Source organism: Achromobacter sp. (genome assembly GCF_050285565.1).
GTDB lineage: Bacteria > Pseudomonadota > Gammaproteobacteria > Burkholderiales > Burkholderiaceae_B > Achromobacter.
The window spans coordinates 221,836-241,476 of the sequence record NZ_JBLZXG010000009.1; the positions used below are offsets into that span (position 1 = coordinate 221,836).

Sequence of the window (19,641 nt, forward strand, 5' to 3'; positions counted from 1 at the left end):
GGGAATCCTTGGAAGCCATTTTTCGTGACTATAATACAAATTGGTCACTTGTTGTCAAGGATCTGCGCGCGCGGTAAGCTGCCAACATGACTAAAGCATCCTCTCCCGCACCCCAGGCCCGCGGCCCCTCGGATCACGAGGTCCGTCATCAGATCGTCGAAGCGGCCACCGAGTATTTCGGCCTTTACGGCTTCGACAAGACCACGGTCTCCGACCTGGCCAAGGCGATCGGTTTTTCCAAGGCCTACATCTACAAGTTCTTCGATTCCAAGCAGGCCATCGGCGAGGTCATCTGCGGCAATCGGCTGAGCCAGATCATGGTCGCCGTGGACGAAGCCGTCGCCGACGCGCGCTCCGCGCCCGAGCGCCTGCGGCGCATGTTCCGGGCCCTGGTGGAGGCGGGCAGCCAGCTGTTCTTCCAGGACAGCAAGCTCTATGACATCGCCAGGACCTCGGCCAGCGAATCGTGGCCGTCGGCGCGTGCCTATGAAGCACACGTCAAGGACCTCATCGTGCAGGTCTTGCGAGAGGGCCGCGAAGCAGGCGACTTCGAACGCAAGACACCGCTGGACGAGACCGCCAACGCCATCTATCTGGTGATGCGGCCATACACCAATCCCTTGTTGTTGCAGCACAACCTGGAGAATGCCGCGGAAGCGACCCTCCAGTTGACCAACCTGATCCTGCGGAGCCTGGCGCCGTAGTTCGTGAAGTGACTATTGACTAATATAGTCACAAGTATAGAATGGGGCCCTTCTCTTGTAAGGAATGGTCCCCATGGTTCGGCGCCCGCTTGTCCCGTTTGCCTTCTGCCTGTTGCCGCTCATCCTCGCGGCTTGTGGCGATAGCCCGCCGCGTGATCCGCGCGGGGACGCCCCGCTCGTCAGGGCCGCCTTGGTGCGGCCCGCGGCCACCGAGTCGCGGTCGTTTTCCGGCGTGGTGGCGGCCCGTGTCCAGAGCGAACTCGCATTCCGCGTGGCCGGCAAGGTGTTGGAACGGCTGGTCGACACGGGACAGACGGTGAAACGCGGCCAGGCGCTCATGCGCCTGGATCCTGAGGATTTGGCCTTGCAGGCGCGCGCGCAACGGGAAGCGGTGGCCGCCGCCCGCGCGCGCGCCCGCCAGGCCGTGGAGGACGAAACGCGTTACCGCGGCCTGGTGGCCGAAGGCGCGGTGTCGGCGTCCGCCTACGATCGCATCAAGGCCGCGGCCGATACGGCGCGGGCCGATCTGAAAGCCGCCGAGGCGCAGGCTGATGTCGCCAGCAACGCCTCGGGCTACGCCGTGCTACTGGCCGATGCCGATTGCGTTATCGTCGATACGTTGGCCGAGCCGGGGCAGGTCGTGAGCGCCGGACAGCCGGTCGTGCGTCTGGCGCGGGCCGGACAGCGCGAAGCCATCGTGCATCTGCCCGAGACACTGCGGCCGGCCGTGGGATCGGTTGCCCGGGCCACGTTGTACGGCGCGCGGACGCCGCCCGCGCCGGCAGTGCTGCGGCAGTTGTCGGACGCGGCGGATCGCGTCACCCGCACTTTTGAGGCGAGGTACGTGCTGGAGGAGGATCTGGCCCATGCGCCGCTGGGCGCGACCGTCACGGTCGATGTGCCGGACGGCGCGCCAACGGAGCGGTTGTTGCAGGTGCCGATCGGCGCGGTGTTCGACGCCGGCGCCGGGCCCGGCGTCTGGGTCATCGAAGGCACGCCGGCGCAGGTGGCGCGGCGGTCGGTTCAGGTGCATGGCCTGAGCGACGATATTGCCAGGGTCGGCGGCGACCTGAAGGCCGGCGAGCGGGTCGTGGCGCTGGGCGCCCACCTGTTGCGGGACGGCGAGAAGGTAAGACTCATCGGGCAGGATGACACGCCGGCGGCGGGAGAGCGTCAATGAGCGAGGGACGTTTCAATCTGTCCGCGCTCGCGGTGCGTGAGCGCGCCATCACGCTGTTCCTGATTTTCCTCGTTTCGGTGGCGGGAATCCTGGCGTTCTTCCAGCTCGGCCGGGCCGAGGATCCGCCCTTCACCATCAAGCAGATGACGGTGGTTACGGCCTGGCCCGGCGCGACGGCGCAGGAGATGCAAGACCAGGTGGCCGAACCCCTGGAGAAGCGTCTCCAGGAATTGCGTTGGTATGACCGCACCGAAACCTATACGCGCCCGGGCCTTGCCTTCACCATGGTGTCCCTGCTTGACCGTACCCCGCCCGCGCAGGTGCAGGAGGAGTTTTATCAGGCGCGCAAAAAACTGGCCGACGAATCCAGGCGGCTGCCCGCGGGCGTCATCGGCCCCATGGTCAACGACGAATATGCGGATGTGACCTTTGCGCTCTTTGCGCTCAAGGCGAAAGGCGAACCGCAGCGCCTGTTGGTGCGTGACGCGGAGGCGTTGCGCCAGCAACTGCTGCACGTGCCCGGCGTCAAGAAGGTCAACATCATCGGAGAACAGCCCGAACGCATCTTCGTGTCTTTCTCGCACGATCGCCTTGCCACGCTCGGGGTCAGCCCGCAGGATATCTTTGCCGCGCTCAATGGCCAGAACATGCTCACGCCGGCGGGCTCGATCGAGACCCGGGGGCCGCAGGTATTGCTGCGCGTGGACGGCGCGTTCGACAATCTGGACAAGATCCGCCAGACGCCCATCAGCGCCCACGGCCGCACCCTGACACTGGCGGATGTGGCGAGCGTCGAGCGTGGTTACGAGGACCCCGCCACATTTCTGGTACGCAACAACGGCGAGCCGGCGCTGCTGCTTGGCGTGGTCATGCGCGACGACTGGAACGGGCTGGATCTGGGCAAGGCACTCGAACGCGAGGTCTCTCGCATCAACGCCGCGTTGCCGTTGGGCATGAGCCTCACCAAAGTCACCGATCAGGCGGTCAACATCAGTGCCGCCGTCGATGAGTTCATGGTGAAGTTCTTCGTCGCATTGCTCGTGGTGATGCTGGTGTGTTTTCTCAGCATGGGCTGGCGGGTTGGGGTCGTCGTCGCGGCGGCGGTGCCGCTGACCCTGGCTGCCGTTTTCGTCATCATGGCGGCCACTGGCAAGAACTTCGACCGCATCACGCTCGGCTCGTTGATCCTGGCATTGGGGCTGTTGGTGGACGATGCCATCATCGCCATCGAAATGATGGTGGTGAAGATGGAGGAGGGCTACAGCCGGGTGGCGGCGTCGGCCTACGCCTGGAGCCACACGGCGGCGCCGATGCTGTCCGGCACGCTGGTCACCGCGGTGGGTTTCATGCCGAACGGCTTTGCGCGGTCCACCGCGGGCGAGTACACGAGCAACATGTTCTGGATCGTCGGCATTGCACTGATCGCGTCGTGGGTGGTGGCCGTGGCATTCACGCCGTACCTGGGCGTGAAGATGCTGCCGGACATTCGCAAGGTGGACGGCGGGCATGGCGCCATCTACAACACGCGCCATTACAACCGCTTCCGGCGGGTGCTCAGGCAGGTCATCGCGCGCAAATGGCTGGTGGCGGCAACGGTCGTCGGCGCATTCGCGCTGGCCATCGTCGGCATGGGCGCGGTGAAAAAGCAGTTCTTCCCGACCTCCGACCGGCCGGAAGTACTGGTGGAGGTGCAGATGCCCTACGGCAGCTCGATTGCACAGACCAGCCAGGCGACCGCGAAAGTCGAAGCCTGGCTGGCCAGGCAGAAGGAAGCCAGGATCGTGACGGCCTACATCGGGCAGGGGGCGCCGCGCTTCTTCCTGGCGATGGCGCCCGAGCTGCCCGATCCCTCGTTCGCCAAGATCGTGGTTCTGGCGGGCGACGACAAGGAACGCGAGGCCCTGAAATTCCGGCTGCGGCAGGCGGTGGCGGACGGCCTGGCGCCCGAAGCGCAAGTGCGCGTCACCCAGATCGTATTCGGCCCTCCCTCGCCATTTCCCGTGGCCTACCGCGTGATGGGGCCTGACCCGGAGATCCTGCGCGGCATCGCCGCGCGTGTCGAGGCCATCATGCGGGCCCATCCCATGATGCGTACCGTGAACACCGATTGGGGCGCGCGCGTGCCGGTGCTGCATTTCACCCTGGATCAGGATCGTCTGCAGGCCGTGGGGCTCACGTCCAGCTCAGTGGGCCAGCAAATGCAGTTTCTGCTGAGCGGCGTGCCGTTGACCGAGGTGCGCGAGGATATCCGCTCGGTGCAGGTGGTGGGGCGCGCCGCCGGCGGCATCCGCCTCGACCCGGCCAAGATCGCCGGCTTCACGCTGGTTGGGTCCTCGGGCCAACGCGTGCCCTTGTCGCAGGTCGGCACTGTCGAGGTGCGGATGGAAGATCCCATCTTGCGGCGCCGTGACCGCACGCCCACCATCACGGTGCGCGGCGACATCGCCGAAGGACTGCAACCGCCCGATGTGTCGACCGCGGTCATGAAGCAATTGCAGCCGGTCATCGACGCGCTTGCCCCCGGATATCGCATCGAACAAGCGGGTTCCATCGAGGAGTCGGCCAAGGCGACCGTCGCCATGATGCCGTTGTTTCCCATCATGATCGCGCTGACCCTGCTCATCATCATCCTGCAGGTACGATCGATTGCCGCCATGGTGATGGTGTTCGCCACCAGTCCGCTCGGCCTGATCGGCGTGGTGCCGACCTTGCTGCTGTTCCAGCAGCCCTTTGGCATCAATGCGCTGGTCGGACTGATTGCGCTGTCGGGCATTCTGATGCGCAACACGCTGATCCTGATCGGCCAGATCCACCACAACGAGCGCGCGGGCCTGGCGCCGTTCGATGCGGTAGTCGAGGCGACGGTCCAGCGCGCGCGTCCGGTGATTCTGACCGCCCTGGCCGCGATCCTGGCCTTCATTCCGCTGACGCACTCGGTATTCTGGGGAACGCTGGCTTATACGCTCATCGGCGGCACTTTCGCGGGCACGATCCTGACGCTTGTTTTCCTGCCGGCGATGTATTCGATCTGGTTCAAGATCCGTCCGGACCCCGCGCGCGGGGGCGCTGCCATGTCCTAGGCGCGGGCCCCCGGGCGCGGCCACCGCGCGCCTATTTGCGCGGGTACGACCCCAGCACCCGGATGCCCGGCTGCGCCGCCAGCACCGATGCCAGCGGCGCCTGGCGGGCGTGGCCGGCCACCTCGATCAGGTAGCGGTGCGTGTCCAGCGTTTTCCTGCTGGGCCGTTCGTAGATCGTCAGGACCGGCACCTGGGCGGCCACCAATGCCGCCAGCGTGGCGTTGAAGTTGTCGTCGGCGGTATCGACCAGCAGCGAGGTCTTGTCGCGCCCGGTCGGCGCCGGCATGGCGCGGCCCAGCACCCACCAGCGGGTCACGTTGTGCGGCCCTTGCTCGATGCCATCGACCAGCGACACCAGTGCATAGACCGACGCGCCGACCTTCGGGCCGAACGATGCCTTGTCATGGCCCGGGTCGTCGGCCACCGCCTTGGCGGCCGCGCCGCCGCTGGCCGCCTCGGTGCGCTTGACCTTGGGCATTTCGCGGTCGACCCACGGCTTGACCTCCTCGAACGCCACCGGGTGCGCCAGCACCTCCTTCACGTCCGCCAGCTTCGTGCCGGGTCTGGCCAGCAGGCTGTAGCCCAGCATCTTCGGGTACTCGGCCACCACCATCACGTCCGGCAGGTCCAGCACCGCGTCCAGATACGGCGTCACGCCCACCACCGACGTGGTCACGGGCACGCAGGCGCGCTCGATCTTGCCGGATTGGTAGCCTTGGAACAGGTCGTCGCGCGACAGCGGCACCAGGTCCGCGGGGCCGAACAGATCCAGGCAGGCCTGGTGCGTCCATGAGCCCGCCGGTCCCAGATAACCGATCTGGCCGGCCAGGCTGGCCGCCGTCGGCAGTGCCAGCAGCGAGCAGCCGACCAACGTCGACAGGATGGTCTTCTTCATGCTTTCCCCTTGTAGAGCGCGGATCAAGCGCCCGCGTGGGCATACTCTACAACGGCAATGTCGCGGAAGGCACGGATCAGTGCCAGCCGGGGCGAGCCACGCGACCAGATCAGGCCGAAGCGGCGCGGTTCGCAGGGCTCGGGCAGCGGCAGGGCCAGCAGGCCGAGCCGCTCGATCGCGCCATTGGTGGAGCGCGGCAGGATCGCCACGCCCAGGTCGCGGCTGACCATCACCGCGATCGACTCGATGGCGTTCAGCTCGAAGCGCTCGCGCGGCGTGATGCCCACGCGCCGCAGGTAGTCGTCGACGTGGTGCCCGCCCCAATCGCTGCGCTGGTAGCGGATGAAGGGCTCCGCCGTCAGCAGGCTGTGCGGATGGCGCCCCGCGTGGCGCGGCGCCGCCGCCAGCACGTAGGGTTCTTCGCGCAGCAACTGCCAATCCAGGCGTTTGGACAGCGGGTAGGGCGCCTGTAGCGCGATGGCGGCGTCCAGTTCGCCGCTTTCGATGGCTGGATAGAAGCGCGCCGAATGGCCCGGCTGGATCTCGACGTTGATCAGCGGATGGCGCCGCACCAGGTGTTCCAGGATGGCCGGCACCATGGAGTTGAGCGCCGTATTGCCGGCGCCCAGCCGCAGCTCGCCCATCATTTCGCCGGAGCGCGCCAGATAGCGGATCTTCTCGATCCGTTCCAGCACCTCGCGCATCGGCCCGATCAGTTCGGTGGCCTTGGCCGTCAGGTGCACGGTGCGGCCGGCGCGCGCCACCAGCGCCACGCCCAGTTCCTGTTCCAGCTTGCGGATCTGCTGGGCCACCGCGCCGTGGGTCAGCCCCAGGCGGCGCGCGGCTTCGGCCATGGAGCCGTGGCGCGCCACGGCGGCCAGCGTGTGCAGGAAGTCGGTGTTCATGATGATAGATATTCTATCGTCTTATCGTAATTCGGCTGTCCCCAATCAGAAGTCTCCAGCGCCACAATGCGGCCAGGAGACATCAATGAGAAGCAAGCTTTTCGTCCCGGCCTCGCGCCCGGAACTGTTCGACAAGGCCCTGGCCAGCCAGGCCGATGCGCTGTCCTTCGATCTGGAAGACGCGGTGGCCGCGGCCCGCAAGCCAGCGGCGCGCGCCAGCCTGGCCGCCTGGCTGGGGACACCGGCGTTCACCGCCGCTCATGAGCAACATCCCAAGAAAATTATCGTCCGCGTCAATGCCGCGGACACCCCCGACTACGCCGCCGATCTGGCCGTGGTGGGCGGCCTGCCCATCGATCTGTTGAACCTGCCCAAGGTCGAAAGCGCCGCCGCGCTGCGCGCCGCGATCGACGAGGCCACGGATGCCGGCTTCGCCGGTGAATTCCTGGTCACCGTCGAAACCCCGCGGGCGCTGGCCGACGCCGCGCAACTGGCCGCGGCTCATCCCCGCGTCGCCGGCCTGCAACTGGGTCTGGCCGACCTGTTCGAGCCGCTCGGCATCGAGCGCTACCAGCCCGACACGCTGCGCGCGGTGATGCTGTCCCTGCGCCTGGCCGCCGGCTGCGCCGGCAAGTACGCCATGGACGCGGCCTACGCCCGGGTGCGCGACGCCGATGGCTTTCGCGCCGAGGCGCAACTGGCGCGCTCGCTCGGGTTCCTGGGCAAGTCCTGCGTGCACCCCAGCCAGATCGCCATCGCCAACGAGGTGTTCGGCTTCAGCGCCGAAGAGGTCGCGCAGGCCGAGCGCATCGTGTCGGCCAGCCGCGAACATGATGGTGTGGGCGCCTTCCTGCTCGACGGCAAGATGATCGACGCCCCCTTCGTGCGGCGCGCCCAGGACGTGCTGCTGGCCGCCGGCCGCGCCGCCTGACGCGGCCGCGCTACCGATTTTGAGTGAATCCGGAATGCAACAAGAATCCCCCGCCGACCTGCCGCTGGCCGGCATCAAAGTCCTGGACCTGAGCGCCTACATCGCCGGCCCCTATGGCTGCGCCCTGCTGGGCGACATGGGCGCCGACGTGATCAAGGTGGAGCCGCCCGAAGGCGACAACCTGCGCAAGTACCCGTCGACGCTGGCCAGCGAAAGCCGTGCTTTCCTGGGCATCAACCGCAACAAGCGCGGCCTGTGCCTGAACCTGAAGGAAGCCGCCGGCCACGAAATCCTGCTGCGGCTGGTGCGCCAGGCCGACGTGCTGGTTCACAACTTCCGGCCGGGCGTGCCCGAGCGCCTGCGCATCGACTTCGCCACGCTGTCGGCGGTCAACCCGCGCCTGGTCTATTGCGCCATGACCGGCTATGGCGCGGTCGGCCCGATGGCGCGCCACGCTGGCTATGATCAGGTGCTGCAATCGATGACCGGCATGTGCGCCGCCCAGGCCAAGGCCGACGGCCCGCCGGAGGTGCTGTACGGTTCGGTGGTCGATTACTACGGCGCCGCCTTGATCTCCAACAGCGTGGCGGCGGCCCTCTACCGCCGCGAAAAGACCGGCCGTGGCCAGGCGATCGAAGTCTCGCTGCTGGGCAGCGCGCTGGCGATGCAGTCGGCCCGTCTGGTCTGGGCCGATGGCGAAGCGCGCCACATCGAGCGCGACATGCGCTCGGGCGGCATCACCGGCATCCATCCCACCCGCGAAGGCTACCTGTACCTGTCGGCCAACACGCCGCACTTCTGGCGTGCCCTGTGCGGCCACCTGGACCTGCCGGAGCTGGCCGAGCACCCCGACTACGACTCCGTCAAGAAACGCGCCGCCCAAGCCGCCGTGCTGGTGCCGCGGGTGCGCCAGGCGCTGGCGCGCGCGTCGGCCCGCGAATGGGCCGAGCGCTTCGGCCAGAGCGTGCCTTGCGCCGAAGTGCGCCCGGTCGAGGACATGTTCGATCATCCCCAGGTCGAGGCCATGGGGCTCATGCGGCCGTACCACAACCCGCAGGCGGGCGAGTACCTGGGCCTGGCGCAGTGGGCCCACTTCGGCGGCGCCGCGCAAATGCCCGCTGATGAGTCCGAGGCAGGGCGCGGCGAGTCCGGTGTACGGCGCGGTGAGTCCGGTGTAGGGCGCGGTGCGCCCGGCCTGGGCGAACATAGCGAAAAAATTCTGTCCACCCTGGGATACACCGCGTCCGAAATCCACCAACTGCGGCAATCCTCGGTGGTGCAATAGCCAGCAAAACGATCACAAGACTCGTCCGAGACAGAACGAGGAGACAAAAAATGCTTCCACGCTACCAACAGCGTCCCGACGGCTCCAACTGGGGCGACTTCGGCGACGACGATCAGCTCGGCACCCTGAACCACCTGGACCGCCAGGCGCGCCTGGCCGCCGTCGCGGAAATCCGCGAAGGCCTGTCGTTTTCCCTGAGCCTGCCGCTGACGGTGCCGCGCGCGCCCGTGCTCAACCCGCGGCGCAAGGGCCCCGTGATCCAGCCCGCCGAAAAGAACGGCGTGCCGGTCTACCGCTATCCGCTGGCGCGCGACGTGCCCGGCGCCACCGACGTCGTCAGCGACGACCGCGTCACCCTGTCGCCGCAGTACTCCACGCAATGGGACGCCCTGGGCCACGTCGGCGCGATGTATGACGCCCACGGCACCGGCCAGCCGCAGCCCACCGGCTACAACGGCTTCACCGTCAGCGAGCCGCGCGCCGAAGGCTTCACCGGCACCCAGGACCTGTCCATCGCGCCCATGGCGCGCCATGGCATCCAGGGACGCGGCGTCATGGTCGACCTGCGCGCCCGCTTCGGCGACGCGCACCGCAAGGTCTCGTACCGGGACCTGATGGACGTGATGCAGGCCGACGGCGTGCAGGTGCGCCCCGGCGACATCCTCTGTCTGCACACCGGCCTGGCCGACCTGGCGCTGACCCTGGGCGAGGACGAGCAAGAACGCCTCAAGACCAGTTGCTGCGTGCTGGACGGCGCCGACGCGCAATTGCTGGCCTGGATCAAGGACAGCCGCATCGCCGCCATTGCCGCCGACAACCACGCGGTGGAATTGCGCAACCACCACCTGGAATCGGGCAGCGGGCCGCTCTTGCCGCTGCACGAACAATGCCTGTTCAAGCTGGGCCTGCCGCTGGGCGAGCTCTGGCACCTGACCCCGCTGGCGCGCTGGTTGCGCCAGCACGGCCGCCACGCCTTCTTCCTGACCGCCGCACCGATGTACGTGCCCGGTCTGGTCGGCGCGCCGGTCAACCCCATCGCGACCGTCTGACCTCGGGCGGGCCGCGCCACGATCCCTGATCGATTCCACATCCCCGCAGGGGAGACCTGAGGAGCACACATGAAGAAAACCCGTCACGCGGCCCTGGTCGCACTGCGCCCCGTGGCCGCCGCGTTGGGCCTGGCCTGCACCCTGGGCGCGGCCCAGGCCGCCGGCTACCCCGACCAGCCCATCACCGTGGTGGTGCCGTATTCGGCCGGCGGCGGCGCCGACAACGCCGCCCGCATCATCGCGCAAGGCATGGGTGAAGTCGCCGGCCAGAGCGTCGTCATCGAAAACAAGGGCGGCGCCAGCGGCTCCATCGGCGCCGCCTACGTGGCCCGCGCCAAGCCCGACGGCTACACCGTGCTGTACGACGCCTCCGCGTTCTCCATCAACCCCGTGCTGCGCAAGCTGCCCTACGACGCCAAGAAGGACTTCATTCCCGTCTCGCAGGCCGTCAGCGTGCCCAACATCCTGGTCGCCGCCACCGGCTCGGCCTTCAATAGCCTGCCCGACTTCATCAAGGCCGCGCGCGCCAACCCCGGCCGCTACACCTACGCCTCGTACGGCCCCGGCAGCCTGGCGCAGATGGCCGCCGAACTGCTCAAGAAGGACGCCAAGATCGACATCGTGCATGTGCCGTACAAGGGCGGCGCGCCCGCCATCGTCGACGTCATGGGCGGACAGGTCGACGTGTACTTCGCCAACGCCGCGTCCAGCCTGAACTACGTCAGCACCGGCAAGCTCAAGGCGCTTGCGGTCTCGTCGGCCGCGCGCATGCCCGACCTGCCCAACGTGCCCACGGTCAGCGAAGGCGGCGTCAATGCCTTCGACGTGGTCGAATGGAACGGCTTCTTCCTGCCGGCGGGCGCCGATCCCCAGGTCGTCGCCAAGCTGCAGGACCTGGTGCAAAAGGCGTTGGCCCGCCCCGAAACCCGCGACAAGCTCGCCAAGCTCGGCCTGACGCCGGTCGGCAGCAGCGCCGCGGACTTCGCCAAGTTCGTCGATGCCGAACAGATCCGGTGGGACGAGGTGGTGAAAACCAATAACATCACGGTGAACTGATCGACCGGGGCGGGCAGCGCCGTTGCCCGCCCCGCCGATGCAAGCACCCAAGGGGAGACGCCGCAATGAGCCGGGAAGACGATTTCGAGCGCGGTCTGGCCAACCGCCGCGCCGTGCTGGGAGAAGAATGGGTGCAGCGCTCGTTGGACCGCGCCACCACCTTCACCGCCGACTACCAGAACCTGATCACCCGCTACGCCTGGCACGACATCTGGAGCCGCCCGGGCCTGCCGCACAAGGCGCGGCGCATGATGGTGCTGGCGGTGACCCTATCGCTGGGCCGCTGGGAGGAGTTCGAGCTGCACGTGCGCGCCGCGCTGACGGCGAAGGACGACTCGCGGCTGAGCCCGGATGAATTGAAGGAAGTGCTGCTGCAGAACGCGATCTACGCGGGCGTGCCGGCGGCCAATACCGCGTTCAACCTGGCGCAGGGGATTCTGCGCGAGGTGGCGGGGGAGATCGGGTATGTGGTGGAGCCTGCCGATGCGCGGCAGGCGGATCCGTTCGGCGGCAACTGAAACCGGACCCGGCCGCTTGCGGATAGTTCAGGGTCACGACGTATCCGTGGCTGCGTTTTTTCCGGGCCGCGCGCTTTTCTGTGTTTGCGCGTCAGCAACGAACACGCTTCATTTTGTTGGCAAAAATCCTATTATGAAGTAGATTTTCGCTTAATCACGCAGTATTCCCGATACCGCTGCTCCAAGGGTTCGCCATCGAGGCGTGGGTTTTCCGCCAGGCATCCTGGAGCGTGTACGACGTCACGGCGCGCACGCCTGGCGCAAGTCCTTTTATAAACGCCGGGCCTTTTCAAGGCATGTCTTGGGTCAGTTTTATAGGGGGTGGAATATGCACGTACGTGAGCTATCGAAGACGTTGCTGGCTGCGGCCCTGTGTTGTCTGGCGGGCGCGGTGCAGGCGCAGACGCATACCGAAGAAACGACTTTCCAGGTTCGGATCACGATCCAGGGCACCTGCCTGATCGCGTCCGCGAGCGACATCGATTTCGGCACGCATGCGACCGCGTCGGCGGCCGTATTCAATCAGACCGGCACGATACAGGTGCAGTGCACCAAGGATCTGCCATTTACCCTGGGCCTGGACGGCGGCACATCCGGCATGCCCACGGCGCGCATCATGACGGACGCGGTGAGCGGGACGACGATTCCGTACACGCTGTCCCATGACGCGGGCGGCGCGTCCAATTGGGGCAACGATTCTCCCTCCTGGTATTCGGGGGTGGGCGCGGGCATCGGGCCGGAATACTCCATCCCGTTGACGGTATACGCAAAGACCACCCTGGTCGGCAACGAGCCGGCGGGTAATTATCTCGACACCATCACGGCCACTGTCTTTTACTGAGAGGGGTATGCCCATGACGTCGATGCGTTCTTCCGCACAGCCGCGGGCGCTGTCCCGCGCCGCGGCCATCCTGGTGGCCGGCGCCGCTATCGCTTTCGGGGGGGCCTGGCATCGCGGCGCCGGCGCGGCCGTTCTGCAGGTGTCTCCCGTACGGGTTCAGTTCGGCGCGGTCCAGAACGCGCAGTCCTTGCAGGTGTTCAACAGTGGTAAGGACGATCTGAACGCGCAAGTACGGATCATGCGCTGGACTCAGGAAAATGGCGCGGACAAACTGGTTCCCGCCAGTGAGATCGTCGCCAGCCCCGCCATCATGCGCGTGTCTCCCGGGCAGCGCCAGACCGTCCGCATCGTTCGGCTGCATCCGTCGGCGACGCCGCGAGAGCAGAGCTATCGCGTGTTGATCGATGAACTGCCGCCCAAGGAAAATCCGCGTGGTCTCGGCTTGAAGGTGCTGCTGCGGTATTCCATCCCGGTGTTCGTCGACGGTACCGCCACGGCCGCCGCCGGGCGGATCGCGCCGGGGCCGGTCAAGACCGACCTGAGCCAATTGCGGGCGCGCGTGGTCCGCAACGCCGCGGGCGCGACCGAATTCCAGGTCCGCAACGACGGTCCGCAAGCCGCGCGCATAAGCGGGCTGGTGGCCACGCTGCCCGGCGGCCAGGCGCAGACCGTCGAGGCCGGCCTGGTCGGCTATGTCCTGCCTGGCCGGCAAATGGGCTGGCGGGTGAAGCTTCCTTATCCGATGCCTTCGGGCATGACGCTCAAGGCGCGATTCAATGACGATGTCGAAGCGCAGAACGTCCCGTTGGATGAGGCTGACCGCTAGCCTGAGTGTCGCGGGAACGTTCGCATACACGCCGGCGTCCGAGGCCAATGACACCCTCGATCCGCAGGTGCCTGCCGCCAGCCTTGCCGGCGAGGAAAACCTGTATCTGGAAGTCACGCTCAACTACGTCGCGCTTCGACGCATCGAGCATTTCGTCTCGCGCGGCGGGCGTCTTTATGCGGACGCGGCCACGCTGCGCAACCTTGGCCTGACCTGGCCCGGCGCCGATCGCGCAGCAGGCTGGATCGCGCTGGACTCGCTGGCGGGGTTGCGGGTGCGGCTGGACGCGGCGGATCAGAGCGTGGCGCTATTCGCTCCGGTGGCCATGCTTTCCGGGCCGATCGCCGAAATCGGCTATCAGACGCCGGCCGCGCCGCGTCTGGATCCCGAGACCCGCGCGCCAGGGCTGCTGCTGAACTACGATCTGTACGCGCAAAAGGATCGGTACACACGCAGCCTGAGCGGGTGGTCGGAATTGCGGATGTTCGGCGTCGGGCCCGGCGTCTGGCGCAGCAGCAACCTCACCCAATCGGTCAGAAGCAACTACGGCGACGCGGAGTTTCGCAACACGCGCCTGGACAGTTCCTGGCAGCTCGATTTTCCCTCGCCCATGGTCAGCCTGACCTTGGGCGACGCCTACTCGGGCGCGCTGTCGTGGACACGGTCGTTGCGCTTTGGCGGTGTGCGTCTGTCGCGCAACTTCGATCTGCAGCCGTACCGGGTGACGGTGCCGCTGGCCACGTTCCGGGGCGAGGCGGCGCTGCCGTCGATCGTCGATCTTTACATCAACGGCGTGCGCGAGGCGCAGAGCCAGGTGCGGCCAGGCCAGTTCCAGATCGTCAGCGCGCCGGTCATCACCGGCGCGGGCAGCGCGCAGATGGTCATCACCGATATCACTGGCCAGCGCCGGGTGGTCAACTTTTCCATCTACAACAGCGCGCAGTTGCTGCAGCAGGGCCTGGGAGACTGGTCGTTCGAGGCCGGCAAGGCGCGCGAGGATTACGGCCTGCGCTCCTTCGCCTATGCCAACAGCATGATGTACAGCGGCAGCGCGCGCTACGGCCTGACCGACCATGTCACGCTGGAAGCGCATGGCGAAACGTCGGACGGCCTGACCATGGGCGGCCTGGGCGCGCTGGCCAGGGTCGGCCAGTTCGGCGTGGTCAGCGGGTCGTACGCTTCCAGCCGCGAGGCGTCGCGCCGTGGCCGACAGTACCGGATCGGCTACGAATGGCAGGGCGAACGCCTCAGCGTCAACCTGTCCACCTTGCGCCGCGACAGCGCGTTTCGCGATGTCGGCACTTTGCAGGGTTCGCAGCTGCCGCTGCGCAGCGCCCAGGCTTTCGTGGGCTGGGCCGTGGGCCACGGCCAGCTGGGCGCGAGCTACGTGCAACAGGACTACCGCGATAGTCCGCGCGCCCGCTATGTGGGACTGAGCTGGGCGCAATCGCTGGGCCGCTACGGCAACCTGACGCTTAGCGGCAACCGCGACCTGGACGGCGCGGGCGGCAACAGCGCCTTCGTGTACTGGTCGATTCCGCTGGGCGGACGCATCCAGACATGGACCAGCTTCGAACACCAGCGGGAGGGAAACACCGCCAGTGTGGGCGTGGCGCGCAACCTCGCGGGCGACACCGATGGCTGGGGCTGGCGGGTGCAGGCCAGCGCCGGCGACAGGCGCGGCGGGCAGGCCGAGGTCAATGAATTGACGCGCTACGGCGAGTGGCGGGCGGGCTCGCAGTATTGGGGCAATCCGAATTACGGCGGCGGGACCACCGTGTACGGTGGCGCCACGGGCGGCCTGTTGCTGATGCAGGGCAGCCTGTTCCCCATGCGCCGGGTCTACGACGCTTTTGCGCTGGTTTCCACCGATGGCATCGCTGACGTGCCCGTGAAGCTGGAGAACCGTGTGGTCGGAAAGACGGACGAACGCGGCCTGTTGCTGGTGACGCCGCTGAACGCCTGGCAGAACAACGACCTGTCGATCGATCCTTTGGGGCTGCCGGCGAACGTCAACGTGACGCGCACTCGCCTGATGGCCGTACCGGCCACGGCCAGCGGCACGCTGGCGCGCTTTCCCATGAAAGTGACCCTGACCGTGGAATTCGGCTTGCGGGCCGCGGATGGAGACTGGATCGCCGCCGGCACCGCCGCTGTCCTGGAGCCGGGCGGGCGCCAGGTCATCATTGGCTATGACGGCCGGGTTTACCTTGAGGATCCGCCCGCCGGCGCGCGCCTGGTGGTGACCCTGCCCTCCGGCGCGTGCCAGGCCGAACTACCGGCGGCGCTGCCGCGAGAAGGCTGGACAGAGCTGGGAGAGCTGACATGCAGACAGACCACGCCAGGATAGGCCACACCGCCGACGGACGCAGGGCCGCGTCCGCCTTCAGATGGCTGGCGTCGCTGGCCCTGACCGCTTGCGGCCCCGCCGCGCTGGCGCAGAATTGCTACGTGCAGGGCGCCTTTGGCATGGACTTCGGCAGCGTGACCGCCAGCGGTCGCGCGGCGGCTTCCTCGATCAAGTTCAACTGCGAGCCCGATTACGGCAGGGGCGGCACGTTCTATTACCAGGTCTGCCTTTACCTCTCTCCCGGTCAATGGAGCGCTGGCCAGCCCACGCGGCGCATGAGCAACTACAACGGCGCCTTCCTCAACTACGATCTGTTTTCCGACCCGGCGCATACGCAGTTACTTGGCGCGCCGGGTTCCACCCCGGTCGACCAATTCCGCGTCGTCGTGCCGCCCGGCTCGCCGCGCACCACGCAGGCGCCGGTCTACGGCTGGGTGTATCCGGGTCAATCGGTGGGCGCGGCCCGGGTGTTCCAGGAGCAAGGCATCCAGGGACTGTTGCGTTATCGATTCAGCAGCAGCGGCTATCCGGCCTCGACGGACGACTGCAGCGCGGGCGGCAGCGGGGGCGGCTCGGTCACGTTTTCTTCGTCCGGCGTGCTGGCCACCTACGACAACGCCTGCTGGATCGTCGCCACGGACCTGGACTTCGGCAGCACCGCGCCGCCGTTGCGGCCGGTGCGCGCCGAAGGCACGATCCGGGTGCAATGCGCGCCCGGCACGAGTTGGCGGGTCGGCCTGAGCGACGGCCAGCATCGCGATGGCGGCTCGCGCAGAATGGCCGGCGCCCAGGGCTATGTCCGCTATGAGATCTACCGCGACAGCAGCTTCACGGAAGTCTGGGGCGACGACGAAAGCAGCCAGGCCAGCGGCTCCACCGGCCCGGCCGGCAATACCGTGCTGCTCACGGTGTACGGGGAAGTCCCGCCGCAACCCGACCTGGGGATGGGGGCGTATACCGATACGATCGTGGCGACGCTGTACTACTGAATGGCAAAAGGGGGGGCGGGCGCGTCGCCGGCCGCTCACTATAATCCCCCCTCGATCCCCGCTTTGACGGCATTTCCCGCCGTGTCTCATGTCCGCCACGCCCCTACGCGTGCTGTCCGTCATCCCGCCGATGACGCAGCTCAATACGCCATACCCGTCCACCGCCTACCTGACCGGCTTCCTGCGTTCGCGCGGCGTCTCGGCCGTGCAGGAAGACCTGGCGTTGGCGCTGGTCTTGCGCCTGCTGTCGCCCGAGGGCCTGCGCGCCGTGGCGGCCAGGGTGGACGCGTTGCCGCTGGACCAGCACACCCCCGCGATCCAGGCCTTCGTCGCCATGCAGCCGCGCTACCTGGCGACCATCGCCCCGGTGATCGCCTTCCTGCAAGGCCGTGACTCGACGCTGGCGCACCGCATCGTCGGTCGCCACTTCCTGCCTGAAGGCCCGCGCTTCGCCTCGCTGGACGTGTACGTCGACGACGAAGGCGGCGACCCGCTGGGCTGGGCCTTCGGCGCCCTGGGCCTGCAAGACCGCGCCAAACACCTGGCAACCCTGTACCTGAACGACCTGGCCGACGTGCTGCGCGACGCCATCGATCCGCGCTTCGAATTCGTGCGCTACGCTGAATCGCTGGCCGGCAGCCAGCCGACCTTCGACCCGCTGGCCGACGCGCTGGCCGCGCCGCTGAACCTGGTCGACGACACCCTGCGCGATCTGACCCTGGAAGCCCTGGCGCGCCACCAGCCCACCATGGTGCTGCTGTCGGTGCCGTTCCCCGGCGCCGTCTACGCCGCCTTCCGCATCGCCCAGGCCATCAAGGCGCGGGACCCGTCCATCGTCACCGTGCTGGGCGGCGGCTTCGTCAACACCGAACTGCGCGAACTGAAAGACCCGCGCGTCTTCGACTATTTCGACTTCGTTTGCCTCGACGCCGGCGAACGTCCCTTGCTGGCGCTGCTGGAACACGTCCAGGGCAAGCGCTCGCGCCAGCGCCTGGTGCGCACCTTCCTGCGCGACGCCGACAGCGGCGCGGTGCGCTACGTCAACCTGGTCGAGCCCGACGTCGCCTTCGCCGAAGTCGGCACGCCCACCTGGGACGGCCTGCCGCTGGACCGCTACCTGTCGTTGCTGGACATGCTCAACCCCATGCACCGCCTGTGGAGCGACGGCCGCTGGAACAAGCTGACCGTGGCGCACGGCTGTTACTGGAAGAAGTGCAGCTTCTGCGATGTCAGCCTGGATTACATCGGCCGCTACGAAGGCGCCTCGGCCACCGTGCTGGCCGACCGCATCGAGGCCATCGTGCGGGAAACCGGCCAGACGGGTTTCCATTTCGTCGACGAGGCCGCGCCGCCCAAGTCCCTCAAGGCCCTGGCTTCTGAACTGATCGAGCGCAATGCCGGCATCTCGTGGTGGGGCAACATCCGTTTCGAGAAGACCTTCACCCCCGAGCTGTGCGAACTGCTGGCCGACAGCGGCTGCATCGCCGTCTCGGGCGGCCTGGAGGTCGCCTCGGACCGCCTGCTGAACCTGATGAAAAAGGGTGTGTCCGTCGACCAGGTGGCGCGCGTCACCCGCGCCTTCAGCGACGCCGGCATCCTGGTACACGCCTACCTGATGTACGGCTTTCCCACGCAGACCGTGCAGGATACGGTCGACGCGCTGGAATACGTACGCCAATTGTTCGAGAACGGCTGCATCCAGAGCGGGTTCTTCCACCGCTTCGCCTGTACGGTGCATTCACCGGTGGGGCTGAATCCCGAGGAATACGGCGTGACGCTGCGGCCGCTGCCCGAGGTGACGTTCGCCAAGAACGATATCGGCTTCGACGACCCGACCGGGGTGGATCATGACGCGCTGGGGCGGGCGTTGAAGAAGGCGATCTACAACTACATGCACGGGATCGGGCTGGAGGAGGACGTGCGCAGTTGGTTTCCGTTCAAGGTGCCGAAGACGACGGTGGGGCGGCATCGGATTGCCAAGGCGTTGAGTCAGCAGGGGTAGGGGGCTGGCTGCGTTTGTATTCGCCGGGGGCGATGCCGAATTGCTTGCGGAACGCCGCGGCGAAGTGGCTGGGGTTTGAATAGCCCAGGTCGAATGCCACCTCCATTACCGTCACCCCGCCGGCGCGCAGCCGCCGCTGCGCATCGCGCATTCTTTCCTGCTGGAACAAGCCATAGACGCTGTGGCCGAACAGCTCACGAAAGCCGCGCTTGATGCGCATGGCGCTCAAGCCGGTCTCGGCGGCAATGCGCGCCAGCGTGGGAGGATTGGCCAGATCGGCCAATAGATAATCCCGCGCCGCCAACAGCCGCTGCCGTTGCGGCGTGGCGCCATTGGCGCGCGCCCCATCGGCATATTCGCTTTCCAGGAACAACCCCGCCAACATCAATGCCTGCGCTTCGCGGATCAAGCGCGCGCCGCGCGTCTCGTTGGGCCGAACCGGCGAGTGCTTCAGGTCCTGGCTGACGGCCAGCGCCGCCTGGTGCAGCTTCGCGCCGCGGTACCCGGCGTGAAAGCAACTACCTGAGGCCAAGGACCGCCGCAATGGCTGATCCATGTCATGTCCGAGCCATTCCCGCAATACGTCCGGCCGCACCGCGACGGACAGGCTCTCGCATACCCCCTGCTGGCAGAAATGCCCGCGACGGTCCGGCGCGAAGAAGACGCTGCCACACGTCTCGCGCACATACGCTTCACGCCCGCCGGGGCCGCCCTCCAGCCAGCAATGCGTCGTGCCGCGCAACTGGTACGACAGCATGACGCGGTCGCCACCGTCGCGCGTGCGGGCGGTAAGCGGCTGCTCGAACGCGCTGTGCCAGTAGCACAGTTCGACGCCATCCCCGGCCGGCAGGCACAGCAGCTTGTGGCGCTGTCCCGGCAGCAGGCGCGCAACATAATCCGGATCGCATAGCGCGGTCGTGGAGGCTTCGGGCAAAGCGCGGGAGGCGTTGGGTGGCATAGGGTCCTGGAGTTTCATCCGAGCGGCGGGGGAGGGAACCGATGCGGGTCATCGACCCGATTCGGGTAGTTG

General features: G+C 67.3%; 16 protein-coding genes. 13 read left to right on the forward strand and 3 right to left on the reverse strand.

Annotated features, from left to right (window positions below):
* Positions 1–86: 86 nt before the first annotated feature.
* The 3 genes from ACN6O8_RS20030 to ACN6O8_RS20040 all read left to right on the forward strand — a co-directional run bounded on the left by ACN6O8_RS20030 (position 87) and on the right by ACN6O8_RS20040 (position 4,964).
* Positions 87–704: a TetR/AcrR family transcriptional regulator gene (locus ACN6O8_RS20030; protein WP_427992738.1), complete on the forward strand. Its 618-nt coding sequence runs from the start codon at positions 87–89 to the stop codon at positions 702–704.
* A gap of 73 nt (positions 705–777) precedes the next feature.
* Complete coding sequence (locus tag ACN6O8_RS20035; protein WP_427992739.1) at positions 778–1,884, forward strand: efflux RND transporter periplasmic adaptor subunit; 1,107 nt, start codon at positions 778–780, stop codon at positions 1,882–1,884.
* Positions 1,881–4,964 (forward strand): efflux RND transporter permease subunit, encoded by a 3,084-nt coding sequence (locus ACN6O8_RS20040; protein ID WP_427992740.1) that lies wholly within the window; start codon positions 1,881–1,883, stop codon positions 4,962–4,964. The genes ACN6O8_RS20035 and ACN6O8_RS20040 overlap by 4 nt, the downstream gene beginning before the upstream one ends.
* Positions 4,965–4,995: 31 nt before the next feature.
* Here ACN6O8_RS20040 and ACN6O8_RS20045 read toward each other — a convergent pair whose 3' ends face one another.
* Both ACN6O8_RS20045 and ACN6O8_RS20050 read right to left on the reverse strand, forming a co-directional pair.
* Positions 4,996–5,859: a prephenate dehydratase gene (locus ACN6O8_RS20045; protein ID WP_427992741.1), complete on the reverse strand. Its 864-nt coding sequence runs from the start codon at positions 5,857–5,859 to the stop codon at positions 4,996–4,998.
* A gap of 23 nt (positions 5,860–5,882) precedes the next feature.
* Positions 5,883–6,764, reverse strand: coding sequence for a LysR family transcriptional regulator (locus tag ACN6O8_RS20050; protein WP_427992742.1), 882 nt, complete (start codon positions 6,762–6,764; stop codon positions 5,883–5,885).
* An 85-nt stretch (positions 6,765–6,849) separates the two neighbouring features.
* Here ACN6O8_RS20050 and ACN6O8_RS20055 point away from each other — a divergent pair, with 85 nt between their 5' ends.
* The 10 genes from ACN6O8_RS20055 to ACN6O8_RS20100 all read left to right on the forward strand — a co-directional run bounded on the left by ACN6O8_RS20055 (position 6,850) and on the right by ACN6O8_RS20100 (position 18,611).
* Positions 6,850–7,695 carry an HpcH/HpaI aldolase/citrate lyase family protein gene (locus ACN6O8_RS20055; protein ID WP_427992743.1) on the forward strand — a complete coding sequence of 282 codons (846 nt, stop codon included), beginning with the start codon at positions 6,850–6,852 and terminating at the stop codon, positions 7,693–7,695.
* Between the two features lie 34 nt (positions 7,696–7,729).
* A complete protein-coding gene (locus ACN6O8_RS20060) occupies positions 7,730–8,980 on the forward strand; it encodes a CaiB/BaiF CoA transferase family protein (RefSeq protein WP_427992744.1) in 1,251 nt (416 codons plus the stop codon).
* Between the two features lie 50 nt (positions 8,981–9,030).
* Positions 9,031–10,029, forward strand: coding sequence for a cyclase family protein (locus tag ACN6O8_RS20065; protein WP_427992745.1), 999 nt, complete (start codon positions 9,031–9,033; stop codon positions 10,027–10,029).
* A gap of 69 nt (positions 10,030–10,098) precedes the next feature.
* Positions 10,099–11,085 (forward strand): Bug family tripartite tricarboxylate transporter substrate binding protein, encoded by a 987-nt coding sequence (locus tag ACN6O8_RS20070; protein ID WP_427992746.1) that lies wholly within the window; start codon positions 10,099–10,101, stop codon positions 11,083–11,085.
* Between the two features lie 65 nt (positions 11,086–11,150).
* Complete coding sequence (locus ACN6O8_RS20075) at positions 11,151–11,603, forward strand: carboxymuconolactone decarboxylase family protein (RefSeq protein ID WP_427992747.1); 453 nt, start codon at positions 11,151–11,153, stop codon at positions 11,601–11,603.
* A 328-nt stretch (positions 11,604–11,931) separates the two neighbouring features.
* Complete coding sequence (locus tag ACN6O8_RS20080) at positions 11,932–12,444, forward strand: Csu type fimbrial protein (RefSeq protein WP_427992748.1); 513 nt, start codon at positions 11,932–11,934, stop codon at positions 12,442–12,444.
* 13 nt (positions 12,445–12,457) lie between these two features.
* A complete protein-coding gene (locus tag ACN6O8_RS20085; protein ID WP_427992749.1) occupies positions 12,458–13,270 on the forward strand; it encodes a fimbrial biogenesis chaperone in 813 nt (270 codons plus the stop codon).
* Positions 13,254–15,620: a fimbria/pilus outer membrane usher protein gene (locus ACN6O8_RS20090; protein WP_427992750.1), complete on the forward strand. Its 2,367-nt coding sequence runs from the start codon at positions 13,254–13,256 to the stop codon at positions 15,618–15,620. The genes ACN6O8_RS20085 and ACN6O8_RS20090 overlap by 17 nt, the downstream gene beginning before the upstream one ends.
* Positions 15,596–16,609, forward strand: coding sequence for a Csu type fimbrial protein (locus ACN6O8_RS20095; RefSeq protein ID WP_427992751.1), 1,014 nt, complete (start codon positions 15,596–15,598; stop codon positions 16,607–16,609). Before ACN6O8_RS20090 ends, ACN6O8_RS20095 begins: the two co-directional genes overlap by 25 nt.
* 88 nt (positions 16,610–16,697) lie before the next feature.
* Positions 16,698–18,611: a B12-binding domain-containing radical SAM protein gene (locus ACN6O8_RS20100; protein ID WP_427992752.1), complete on the forward strand. Its 1,914-nt coding sequence runs from the start codon at positions 16,698–16,700 to the stop codon at positions 18,609–18,611.
* Here ACN6O8_RS20100 and ACN6O8_RS20105 read toward each other — a convergent pair.
* Positions 18,547–19,368, reverse strand: a complete 822-nt coding sequence (locus ACN6O8_RS20105) for a helix-turn-helix transcriptional regulator (RefSeq protein WP_427992753.1) — start codon at positions 19,366–19,368, stop codon at positions 18,547–18,549. The two genes, ACN6O8_RS20100 and ACN6O8_RS20105, sit on opposite strands and share 65 nt — an antisense overlap.
* Positions 19,369–19,641 lie beyond the last annotated feature (273 nt).

Bases quoted from the DNA above. Each gene is read 5' to 3' on its own strand.
- ACN6O8_RS20080 (WP_427992748.1), top strand. From the start codon at position 11,932: ATGCACGTACGTGAGCTATCGAAGACGTTGCTGGCTGCGGCCCTGTGT.
- ACN6O8_RS20105 (WP_427992753.1), bottom strand. From the start codon at position 19,368: ATGCTGTCGTACCAGTTGCGCGGCACGACGCATTGCTGGCTGGAGGGC.
- ACN6O8_RS20045 (WP_427992741.1), bottom strand. From the start codon at position 5,859: ATGAAGAAGACCATCCTGTCGACGTTGGTCGGCTGCTCGCTGCTGGCA.
- ACN6O8_RS20100 (WP_427992752.1), top strand. From the start codon at position 16,698: ATGTCCGCCACGCCCCTACGCGTGCTGTCCGTCATCCCGCCGATGACG.
- ACN6O8_RS20035 (WP_427992739.1), top strand. From the start codon at position 778: ATGGTTCGGCGCCCGCTTGTCCCGTTTGCCTTCTGCCTGTTGCCGCTC.
- ACN6O8_RS20075 (WP_427992747.1), top strand. From the start codon at position 11,151: ATGAGCCGGGAAGACGATTTCGAGCGCGGTCTGGCCAACCGCCGCGCC.
- ACN6O8_RS20030 (WP_427992738.1), top strand. From the start codon at position 87: ATGACTAAAGCATCCTCTCCCGCACCCCAGGCCCGCGGCCCCTCGGAT.
- ACN6O8_RS20065 (WP_427992745.1), top strand. From the start codon at position 9,031: ATGCTTCCACGCTACCAACAGCGTCCCGACGGCTCCAACTGGGGCGAC.
- ACN6O8_RS20040 (WP_427992740.1), top strand. From the start codon at position 1,881: ATGAGCGAGGGACGTTTCAATCTGTCCGCGCTCGCGGTGCGTGAGCGC.
- ACN6O8_RS20060 (WP_427992744.1), top strand. From the start codon at position 7,730: ATGCAACAAGAATCCCCCGCCGACCTGCCGCTGGCCGGCATCAAAGTC.
- ACN6O8_RS20070 (WP_427992746.1), top strand. From the start codon at position 10,099: ATGAAGAAAACCCGTCACGCGGCCCTGGTCGCACTGCGCCCCGTGGCC.
- ACN6O8_RS20090 (WP_427992750.1), top strand. From the start codon at position 13,254: ATGAGGCTGACCGCTAGCCTGAGTGTCGCGGGAACGTTCGCATACACG.
- ACN6O8_RS20055 (WP_427992743.1), top strand. From the start codon at position 6,850: ATGAGAAGCAAGCTTTTCGTCCCGGCCTCGCGCCCGGAACTGTTCGAC.
- ACN6O8_RS20085 (WP_427992749.1), top strand. From the start codon at position 12,458: ATGACGTCGATGCGTTCTTCCGCACAGCCGCGGGCGCTGTCCCGCGCC.
- ACN6O8_RS20095 (WP_427992751.1), top strand. From the start codon at position 15,596: ATGCAGACAGACCACGCCAGGATAGGCCACACCGCCGACGGACGCAGG.
- ACN6O8_RS20050 (WP_427992742.1), bottom strand. From the start codon at position 6,764: ATGAACACCGACTTCCTGCACACGCTGGCCGCCGTGGCGCGCCACGGC.